General features: G+C 49.3%; 10 protein-coding genes. 6 read left to right on the top strand and 4 right to left on the bottom strand.

Features of this window, described 5'->3' with window-relative positions:
• Window positions 1-159 precede the first annotated feature (159 nt).
• A complete protein-coding gene (locus tag OC443_RS06470) occupies window positions 160-636 on the bottom strand; it encodes a GNAT family N-acetyltransferase (protein ID WP_073580072.1) in 477 nt (158 codons plus the stop codon).
• 391 nt (window positions 637-1,027) lie between these two features.
• Here OC443_RS06470 and OC443_RS06465 point away from each other — a divergent pair, with 391 nt between their 5' ends.
• The 3 genes from OC443_RS06465 to OC443_RS06455 are packed head-to-tail and all read left to right on the top strand — an operon-like array spanning window position 1,028 to window position 3,207.
• A complete protein-coding gene (locus OC443_RS06465; RefSeq protein WP_073580071.1) occupies window positions 1,028-1,804 on the top strand; it encodes a polysaccharide lyase in 777 nt (258 codons plus the stop codon).
• Window positions 1,805-2,281, top strand: a complete 477-nt coding sequence (locus tag OC443_RS06460; RefSeq protein WP_073580070.1) for a DUF523 domain-containing protein — start codon at window positions 1,805-1,807, stop codon at window positions 2,279-2,281.
• Between the two features lie 41 nt (window positions 2,282-2,322).
• Entirely contained in the window at window positions 2,323-3,207 is an 885-nt protein-coding gene (locus tag OC443_RS06455; RefSeq protein WP_073580069.1) for an AEC family transporter, read from the top strand.
• Between the two features lie 208 nt (window positions 3,208-3,415).
• Here OC443_RS06455 and OC443_RS06450 read toward each other — a convergent pair whose 3' ends face one another.
• Window positions 3,416-3,616, bottom strand: coding sequence for a hypothetical protein (locus OC443_RS06450; RefSeq protein ID WP_073580067.1), 201 nt, complete (start codon window positions 3,614-3,616; stop codon window positions 3,416-3,418).
• A 161-nt stretch (window positions 3,617-3,777) separates the two neighbouring features.
• Window positions 3,778-3,990, bottom strand: a complete 213-nt coding sequence (gene cspE / locus OC443_RS06445) for a transcription antiterminator/RNA stability regulator CspE (protein WP_073580066.1) — start codon at window positions 3,988-3,990, stop codon at window positions 3,778-3,780.
• 399 nt (window positions 3,991-4,389) lie between these two features.
• On the opposite strand from cspE, the gene norR reads away from it, so the two are divergent.
• A complete protein-coding gene (gene norR / locus OC443_RS06440) occupies window positions 4,390-5,916 on the top strand; it encodes a nitric oxide reductase transcriptional regulator NorR (protein ID WP_073580065.1) in 1,527 nt (508 codons plus the stop codon).
• Between the two features lie 18 nt (window positions 5,917-5,934).
• On the opposite strand, the gene OC443_RS06435 is transcribed toward norR, so the two are convergent.
• Entirely contained in the window at window positions 5,935-6,807 is an 873-nt protein-coding gene (locus OC443_RS06435; RefSeq protein ID WP_083601531.1) for an AraC family transcriptional regulator, read from the bottom strand.
• Window positions 6,808-6,937: 130 nt separating this feature from the next.
• Here OC443_RS06435 and OC443_RS06430 point away from each other — a divergent pair, with 130 nt between their 5' ends.
• A complete protein-coding gene (locus OC443_RS06430) occupies window positions 6,938-8,101 on the top strand; it encodes an aminotransferase-like domain-containing protein (RefSeq protein WP_073580063.1) in 1,164 nt (387 codons plus the stop codon).
• Window positions 8,102-8,533: 432 nt separating this feature from the next.
• A complete protein-coding gene (locus OC443_RS06425) occupies window positions 8,534-10,414 on the top strand; it encodes a methyl-accepting chemotaxis protein (protein ID WP_073580062.1) in 1,881 nt (626 codons plus the stop codon).
• Window positions 10,415-10,675: the final 261 nt, after the last annotated feature.

Below are 10,675 nucleotides of genomic sequence, written 5' to 3'. Positions count from 1 at the left end.
TGAAACCGGCATTCTGTCCGTTATGACGATGTCTGCAGGAAACAAAAAACATTCACCCACAGCCAAATGACGCGGGGGAATTTTCCCCCGGAAACGGGGAAAAAACAAGAAGTTACTCAATAAGACAGACATATACCCAAGCAACCCCGGCATACCGGTTCAGAGCATTTTGGCCCGGATTTCAGACTGTTGCTGATAGCCCAGCTGCTCATAAAAAGATTTGGCTGCCTCATTGAAGCTCATCACTTCAAGACGGGTCTGAAACGCATCATGCGCCTGTGCCCACTGCTCACAGTGTTTGAGCAGCGCCCGGCCAACTCCCGACCGACGGCAGTGTTCATCCACAACAACTGTCCCAATCCGGCAAACGGGCATACTGGTGACAAAAGGAATGGTTTCATTGATATCTATTCTCGCAGTAATCAACCCGGCTATCTTTTCCCCGGTTTGCTGCTCAATCACGGCAACGCTGAACAACCGGGTTTCATCTTCCAGTGCTTTCAGCCAGAACGCCTGATGATCATCGGAAGGAGGTGTGAACACCAGCGGTTCGTGTTGATGATGCAACCGACCAATCTGGTTAAGCAGACTGATCAAACCGTCAATATCATCCCGGGTTGCCTGTCGGATTTCCATAGATACTCCTGAATATGATTTTTAATTGAACGAATTGTAAAAAACACAAAGTAAAACAAAAAGTCAACCGGGGTTGACCGGAGAGCCCGCCGGTGAATCGGGTGTCTGTCCCCGGAATCGGGCGTCTGTCCCCGTTAACCTGAGGGATCTGTTCCCAGAACCTGAGGCGTCTGTCCCCGCAGAACCTGAGGCGTCTGTCCCCGCAACCTGACAACCTGAGACGCCTGTCCCCGCAACCTGAGGCGTCTGTCCCCGCAACCTGAGGCGCCTGTCCCGGCTAAACATTCCATACACCTGCGCAGCGACTTTATTCAAATTGTCATGTTCTGTAACAGATCATTGGATCAATAAAGGGATATAATCCTGTTTTACCTGCAAAAGATTAAAAAACATGTTTCTGAATACAGAGAAGCGCCTGCTGTTTTCTGTTGTAACCTTACTGTTGTCGCTGCTTGTCAGCAGCTGCTCCGGCGTAGATAACGGCAGCTTCGGCCGGTTTAAACGATCACTCAATACCACGTCCTACGGCTATCAGGTCATCGCTGATCCAACCGGTCATGCCCCGGTTCAGCAGGTGGAAAAATTTGAGGTCCGCCCCGGAGACTGTGGTGAAGCCACCCACTGGAGCGACTGCGCAAACGACCGGGAACGCAGCGAGCTATCCGAAGCAGGAAAAGACAATTACCCCGGTGATGAGTACTGGTACGGCTGGTCACTGTATGTGCCGGCGGATTATCCGAATATCTACCCGACCAAAACAGCACTGGGCCAGTTTCATCAGCAACATTCGCATCCGGTCTGGATGTTTCATCACAGCAAAGACGGGTATTTTCTCGATGATCATGTGTTTGGCAAAAGCCGCCGGTATTATCCGCTGATTACCGAAGCAAATTTGCGGGGTAAATGGCACCGGATTGAAGTGCACGTGAAATGGGCCAAAGACAGCAACGGGTTGTTTCAGGTCTGGGTGAATGGCAAACAAAAGGTCGATTACAAAGGACAGACAATGGATGCGCAGCGGGTGTATTTTAAATATGGGGTTTACCGCGCTTTTCTCTCCCGGTATAAAAACAGATATCACACCCATGAAGTACCGACGCAAACGGTTTATTATGCCAACGTGAAACGGGGATATTCCAGACAGGATTTACAGCCGGAGCAACCTTAAGTGGAAAAGATACTCATCAGCGCCTGTTTGTACGGCGAAGCCGTGCGTTATGATGGGCAACATAACCGGCTCACTCACCGGGTTTTACAACAGTGGAAGGCACAAGACCGCCTGATTGTCTTCTGTCCCGAGGTCAGCGGTGGCTTACCCACTCCCCGGCCTCCGGCGGAGATTCAGCCAGACGGACAAATCAAAGACAGCACAGGTGCAAACGTCACCGCCGCTTTTCAGGCCGGTGCAGCCAGAGCACTGGCGCTCTGTCAGCAACATCAGATCCAACTGGCGTTATTAAAAGAAAACAGCCCGTCCTGCGGCAGCCAATTCATCTATAACGGCAGATTTGCAGGAATAAAAATGCCCGGACAAGGCCAGACGACCGCTGTATTGCGGGCACACGGCATCCGGGTTTTCAGCGAGAACCAGATCGATGAATTAGCCGCAGTACTAGCAGCGTCTGACCCCCTTCAGTCACGCTGAAAATTCTGCCCGGACAGCGGCACAAAAAAGAAAGGTCGAATATGTTAGAACAAGTTGTCGGGATTCTTTTCCCTATGTTTGCCATTGCGCTGGTGGGCTTTATCGTGGGCCGGTGGATTAAAACGGACTTTCGCCCGGTAAACCGCCTGAATATGGATGTTTTTGCCCCGGCACTGGTATTTTCTTCTCTCGCCACCATGCCACTGGGCACCGCTCAGCTTCCGTTGCTTGGCGCCTCTGCCGTGGCCGTGCTGCTTCCCGGCCTGCTGATGATTCCGGTTTGCTATCTGTTCAAACTCAACTATCAAACCTGGGCACCATCAACCATGTTCCGTAACAGTGGTAATCTGGCCATTCCTCTGTTTACTTATACATTCGGCCAGACGGCACTGGCTCCGGCCGTGCTGCTTTTCGTATTTTCATCCTGCGCTCAGGTCAGTGTCGGTCTGGCAATGCTCAGCAAGGGTAATCCGCTGAAAGTCATGCTGCGGATGCCGGTGTTTTTAGCCAGTGTTTTGGCGCTGACCATGAATTTGTGCCATATCCCGGTCTGGAAACCGTTGCTGGACGCAACTTCACTGCTGGGCCAGCCCGCGGTGCCGGTAATGTTGCTGTCGCTGGGCGCACAGATGTGTCATATCCGTTTTGATGGCCTGAAAACCGGCGTGTTATGCACCCTGCTTTCCCTGCTGACCGGCGCCATCTGCTTTATGGTGATTGATCTGTTCATCCCGCTGCCAGCCATGCAGCTGCAAATGATGGTGTTGTTTACCATGCTGCCGCCAGCGGTGATGAATTATCTGTTTGCCGAGCGCTTCAATATTGAGCCGGAGAAAGTCGCATCCATGGTGTTGTTCAGTAACTTTTTTACGGTGTTTACTTTGCCGGTGTTGCTGACTTTTGCGTTATCGATGATTGATACCTAAGCAACCTGAGGATGCAGGTTGCGTGGGGATAATCCGGACAAAACAGATATCATATCAGCCAGTGGCATTGCAAAATGCCACTGGCATTCTTATTATTTGAAAACTTTGGATTCAGCCGGTACGGCCGGGCGCAGGATTGGAAACGCGAATGGAAAAGGAAAATGGAATCCGGGCGGACAAGCCACAGACAAAATACAATTAATCGCGATTAACGCGCATTGATAAAACGTTCAGCATTAGCGAAAAGAATGTCACACTTTTTTTTCTGTTTGGCATACTCGGAGGTACCTTCCGGCATGGCATCAAGCACTTCTTTCTCTTTATTATATTCCCCGACCATTTGTGCGAATCTTTCTTCGAAATCACTTTTTCGCATTTTTTTACTGGTTTTTCTTACTGGTTTACGCATAACGCCTCCTTTGACACAAAAATCTCATCGCTTTTCTGCTCACGCAGATGCAATTTCAATATTGATTTCTGTTAATTTTCGATTCAATGGCTACTCACCAGACACTGGTGCAGAAAGACCCCGCCATCAACAGGTAATGAACGGGATCTCTTTGAACATCGTTACACGACAGTAACGTTCGCAGCTTGAGGGCCTTTGGCGCCCTGCTCTACGTTAAACGCAACTTTCTGGCCTTCAGCCAATGTTTTGAAACCATCACTTTCAATAGCTCTGAAGTGAACAAACACATCGGCACTACCATCATCCGGGCTGATAAAACCAAATCCTTTGGATTCGTTGAACCATTTTACTGAACCAGTAATTTTATTTGACATACTATATATCTCGATACATGAACAAGTTAAAAACAGAAGCTACTAAATCAGGAATAAAGAAAAAGGTATCGCAGAATAAATATGTCGAATTTAATCGAAAAAAAACTGAGAAGATCTTGAACTAAATATTTCATTAATAGCCCGCTATTTTAGCCGCTGATACTATACACTTTGTGGGAACAATATATAGTTATTTCGCTTTTTATTTTTGTTTTGATTAAAAAACAAACACATCAGATATGCCACCCAGGCAGGAAACCGGTGTGCGATATTACACCAGTGACACAGAACGCCTGCAGAAACTGACTCAAATCAATGAAATAAGACTCTCTGTTTGTTCCGTCACTGACGATGATGTAAAAATGACATCACTTCATCTTTGCACCAGGATTCATTTTCATGTCTCAGGCGATCGACCACCTGCTGCTCGAAATCTCACTTATGCTCAGTCAGGCGCTGACCAGCGATATTCACCACCAAAAACTGATTGAATCTGTTCAGCGCGTTTTTCCGTGTGATGCCTGCGCGCTGTTCATCCTCAATGAAAAGCAAGAGCTGGTGCCGGTTGCGATGAGCGGACTGTCCCCACAACTGACCAGCCAGCGCTTTAAAATCACAGAGCATCCCCGTTTGCAGGCGATTCTTGCCAGCCGCCAGTGTGTGCGTTTCGCCGCAGACTGTGAGCTGCCGGACCCGTTCGACGGACAGCTGCTCAGTGCCGGTCAGGCAGATCATGTGCATTCGTGTATGGGATGCAGCCTGTATGTTGAACAAACCCTGGTGGGCGCTCTGACTCTGGATGCCAGTGAACCCGGCCGCTTTGATGAAATCAGTGATGTCACGGTAGAAACCGTCGCTGCACTGGCGGCTGCCACACTGCGGAACCGTCAGCAATGGGAACAGTTGCAGCAGGCAAACTCGCATCAGCGCAGGCTGACACAAATGCTGCTGAAAGAAGCACAGGCTCAGTCACCCCAGCTGACAGGACAAAGCCCGGCCATCTGTGAGCTGAAAGCAAACATTGATCTGGTTGCGATGAGCGATCTCACCGTATTAATCAGCGGAGAAACCGGCACCGGGAAAGAGCTGGTTGCCAACAGGATTCATGAACACTCCCGGCGTAATGATCACCCGATGATTCGGGTGAACTGCGCCGCGCTGCCGGAAAGTCTGGCGGAAAGTGAGCTGTTTGGTCATGTTAAAGGGGCATTCACCGGCGCAACCTCAGAACGGAGCGGAAAGTTTGAACTGGCCGATCAGGGCACACTGTTTTTAGATGAAATCGGTGAACTGCCACTCAGTTTACAGGCTAAACTTCTGCGCGTGATCCAGCAGGGTGAGCTACAGCGGGTTGGCAGCGACCGCAGCAAGATTGTCAATGTCCGCCTGATCGCCGCCACCAACCGTAATTTGCAGGAAGCCGTTGCAGCCGGACAGTTCAGGGCAGACCTGTTTCACCGGTTGAATATCTTTCCGCTTCAGGTGCCTCCCCTGCGGGACAGAAAAGGAGACACCGGGCTGCTGTGTGACCATTTTCTCTCTCAGCTGAGCCAGCAGTTTCACAGTCCGGCTCTTCGCTTATCCGCAGAGGCGCTGGGTGTCCTGAGCCACTACCACTGGCCGGGCAATATCCGCCAGCTGGAACACACATTGACACGAGCCGCGCTCAAAGCAGCCGGACGAAATCAGCGTATCATTACACTCTCAGAACTGGATGAAAGTCTGCACACGCAAATACAGGCGGAGGCGGAACCGTCCCTGTCACTCACCGATGCTATGAACCGCTATCAAAAGCAACTGATTCAGCAGGCGCTGGCAGAGAATCAGGGCGTTTGGGCGAAAGCAGCCCGCAGTTTGAAAGTTGATCGGGGAAATCTGTACCGTCTGGGGAAAAAGCTGGGGCTGACAGAGAGTGAATCCGGCTGATCCGGCCGGGGCCGGATCTCAGATATAAAACTGTAACGGTAAAAAGAAGTCCAGCTCAAAATGCTCATCAGCGGCCAGAAAATGATTGCTGAAATAATGAACATAAGCCGGGGTTGCAGCCATTTTCAACCCGGATGCCGGTAGCCAATGTTCAAGAATCAGACTGATTTGCGGCAGTAACTCACCGTACTGACCATGCAACCGGAACACCGCATGCGGCCCGCCGGGAATAGTCAGCTGGTTCACCGCTCCCCGGTACTGCACCGGCCGGTCGATTTCAATACAGGCCACATAACGGCACTTTTCCAGTGCCACCCAGGCCGGATTCGAATGATGCAGCCCATACTGCACTGAGAAATCACGCTGTTCTGCGCTGGCCCATGCCTGTAACAACAACCAGGCATTTTTAATCGAGCGGTCATATCCGGTATGGCGGACATAAGCCACCAACCGGGAGGGCAGGTCCACCACTTTGGGCGCAGGAATACCCCGTTTCGCGACCCGGGCATAACCACCCGCAATTTCCGCATCGGTCAGATAAGGCGGGTCATTTTGCTGAATATCGTGCTTGCGCCACTCTCCCGGCGACATACCAAATGTTGTTTTAAACGCCCGGCTGAATGATGAAAGAGAATTGAATCCACACTGATTGCCAATCTCCAGTACGGAAGCTGCGGTGTCAAACATCAGCTGATTCGCGGCATATTCCATTCGTGTCCGGCGGATATACTGATGCACCGGTTCACCGACGATCTGTTTGAAAATCCGGTGAAAATGCTGTTCGGAATAAGCCGCTATCTCCGCCAGCTGAGCGGCGGGCAGATCGCGGCTGATATCCTGATGGATATAAAAAATGACATCATTAATGCGGGAGACATGCTGTGAGTTCATTGCAGAAAAAAGCATAAATGGACAATTTTATCAGCATAAACAGACAAACATGAACATGCAAGCCGCGCTATGCTCTGTCTGAAATGATAACGAACATAATAATCACCTCAATACAGGCAAAGAACACAACATGGAAACCGCAACCTCACTGCAACAAATTCAATCATCCTATATCCGGGAAATACTCAGCGCGGCCAGTGATGAGAATGTCATTTCACTGGCTGGTGGTTTGCCCGATCAGGCGACATTTCCGACTCATCTGATGGCACCAACCCTGAAGAAACTGGCTGATATGCCGGAAGTATTTCAATATGAGCAAACCGCAGGCTACGCGCCTTTACTGAGATTTTTGTCAGACGAATTCTCGCTGCCGGAAAATCATGAGGCGCTGGTCTGCACCGGCTCTCAGCAAGGGTTAGATCTGCTGGCCCGCGCCTATATCAATCCCGGCGATCCGATAGTGATGGAATCTCCCAGCTATCTTGGCGCGATGCAGGTTTTCGGGCTGGTTCAGGCCAATATTCTGACGGTCAGCCAGACGGAGGGCGGGCCGGATCTGGCAGAACTCGAACAACATTTTGCGGCCAGTGCACCAAAACTATTTTATGCGGTTCCTGATTTCCATAACCCAACCGGTGTTTGCTGGTCTGCAAAAACCCGCAAGAAAGTTGCGGCTCTTTGTATTCAGTATCAGGTCACACTGGTGGAAGACGCGCCTTACCGGGATCTCAGATTCAGTGGTGAAACCCTGCCTTATGTCTCGCAATATTGTCCGGATCTTGCGATTGTGCTGCGCTCATTTTCCAAAACAGTTTCTCCGGGCATGCGCCTCGGTGTGGTCACCGGAAAAGCTGATTTCATTCAGCCGATGATTAAAGTAAAACAGGGGGCAGATCTTCACACCAGTGTGCCGATGCAGGCATTACTCCTCGGCCTGCTGCAACATGAAGATTTTCCGGATCACCTGACACAAATGCGCCAGCTTTATCGCTCCCGCTACCAAATACTGTCGGCTCAGCTTCAGACGCAGCTGCCGGAAGGCTGCACACTGAATACGGTTGATGGGGGAATGTTTGTCTGGCTGAAGCTGCCCGAATGTGATCCTTTCAAACTGGCAACGCAACTGCTCACTCAGGGCGTAGCGGTTGTTCCCAGCCCGGTTTTTTATCCGCCGGGCTCAACGGAAATAAAACCGGCCCTGCGGCTGAATTTCACCAATTCAACCCCGGAAGAACTGACAAAGGCGGTCAGCTGTCTGGCAGAGACACTCAGTCAATATCCTGGCAGAAAATAAGATCAGGACGTTGACAGGACAGACACTTCAGACATGGAGACGTTGACTGGACAGACGCTTCAAATTCAGAGGTTCCTTTCAAAGGACAGTCATTCTGACCGGAATCTCATTCCAGCTCGGCCGCCTGTCCCCACTAAATTTTCCCACAAAATTTTTTGTTTCAGGGGGGACAGACGCCAGATTGATAAATACTGAGAGGAAACCTGAGAGGACACAGGAAGCTAGAGAGGACAGGCACCTGATTGATGCACTTCATTTCTGCATCCAGGGGAAAGAGCTGAATCACATATCTTCATCGAAATAAAGGGATTCCGGCAGTGATCCCACCTATTACCGGAAAACGATCAGTGAAAAGCTTAACCGAACAATAGTCACAATGTGTTGAGTTTCCCGTCAGGGTCAAAACTCAATCTTTTTTCGGGAAGGTGTAAGATGAATAAATTTAAATTACAGATCGCCGGTATTATGAGTGGGGTAATTGTCATCGTGGTCGCCCTGCTTACCATATTCAACTATCTGGACTATCGCTCGAACAGTGTCAGACTGAATAAAGCTATTTTGAAACAACAAAACGTGCTGATTGATATCAGGCTTACGGCAAGACTGGATGCAATCACCAGCCAGCTGTCAGCAGTCGACATTGAACTCAGCGATATTCATGGGAACCAACTTTCTTCCCGGGCCAAAGAACAGTTGAATGTTCTGTACCGGGAACAACATGGCATGGCAGATACCGTTGGATTATTTCTTAATGACGGCAGCTTTTATGCGCAGGACGGCAGGAAAATACCCACCAATGTCAAAGTTTTGGACCGCCAGTATTTTAAGGCAATCTATGAAGAGGGAAAAACCTATTTTATCAGCGATCCTTTCATCTCTTCCAGAAGCGGAAAAGAAGTCATTGCGCTGGCCTACCGGATCAATCCTCACATCGCTATCTTAACTGCAGTATACTCTAACGCCATTCTTGGGGAGATTTCCAGAAACCAGAATCAGTTCATTTATACGCAAAACGGAACAATCCTGGCATCGCCCTACGCTGATTTTATCGGTAAAAATATGTTTCTTCTGCGTCCGTTTTACCGCAAATTCAGGACAGAGAACCCGGAGATGTCATATACAACCAGTATTAATGGCCGCCCCGTTGATTTCACTGCTTTTTGGGGAAAACTGCATACTGCGCAATGGAATTATGTGTCTTTTATTTATGATCATGAAATTTATAAGGATGCCGATAGCCAGCTAAGGAATTCATTAGCAATTGGCCTTTTCGCACTGCTGGCTTCGATCCTGCTGGTGTTATTCATTCTGCAGAAAATGGTCCTGCATCCTGTCGGTGGTGCCCCACGGGATATTGCTGCATATATGGAAATCATGGCGCAGGGAGACCTGCGGCAAACATTTCCGGATACAAAACATGCATCCGGAATTTACCGTTCTCTGATTAATTTATCGCAACATATCCGAAAGTTAATTCAAAGCTCTTATACGATTTCAGAGCAGGTGGCTTCTTCGTCCGCCGGATTAAATGAAGTCATGGCGAACAGTCAGGAAAATGCTCAGATTGAGCTACTTCAGGTGGAACAGATTTCAACAGCCATCAGCGAACTGGCTTCAACATCTCAGGAAGTCAGTCAGCAGGCAACAGCCGCCGAAAACGCAGCTAAAAATGCGCTGAATTATGTCGCGTATGGCCAGCAGATGCTGAATCAGAATATCGGGATGAGTCAGCAGGTCAATGATTCTGCGACTGAAACTGCGCAGCTGGTGAATGACGTCAGGCAGGTTGCCGTTGATATCGGGTCGATCACTGATGTTATTAATACCATTTCAGAACAAACTAACCTGCTGGCGCTCAATGCAGCAATTGAAGCTGCCCGAGCCGGTGAACACGGCCGCGGGTTTGCCGTTGTTGCCGATGAAGTCCGCAAACTGGCTTCAAAGACTCAGACATCAACAGAAGACATTCAAACCCTGATTGAAACGTTGCAAAATCAATCAGGGCAGGCCAGCCAGAATATGGCGCAAAATGTTGCGTTAATACAGAAATCGGTCACTTTGGTCGATCAGGTAAAAGCTTCTTTTACTGATATCTCAGACGTAGTTCATTCAATGTCAGATATCAATACAATCGTTGCGACAGCCGCTCAGGAACAGGTCAGCGTTACAAGTGATATTTCCCATGTGGCCGAAGCGGCCTTTATGTCGGTTAACGAGAATGCAGATGCGATGAAGGGGACACTCGCCGCTGCAACAGCGTTGTCTGAACTGGCGAAAAAACAACGTCAGGAGTTGTCGGTGTTTGAATTGTGAGTTTTCCTGATTTTCCGCGGACAGGCCTGTTTATCTGGGGACAGACGTTCTGATGGCCGTGATACAAAACTATTCAGGCCACTCAAAACAAATCATTCAAAGGACAGACAATTCAAACAATCCAACCGGACCGGCACTTATGGTGACTGTCCCATTTAAACACCAGGTAAACATATGAAAACACGCCAAATAATTAATGAAATGGCTGTCCCGATAGTTATTTACAATCAACAAATACACATTTGCCTGCCGAAAGTTATT

The organism is Vibrio quintilis, assembly GCF_024529975.1.
Classification (GTDB): Bacteria; Pseudomonadota; Gammaproteobacteria; order Enterobacterales; family Vibrionaceae; genus Vibrio; species Vibrio quintilis.
This window is presented reverse-complemented; position numbering and strand designations above follow the sequence as displayed.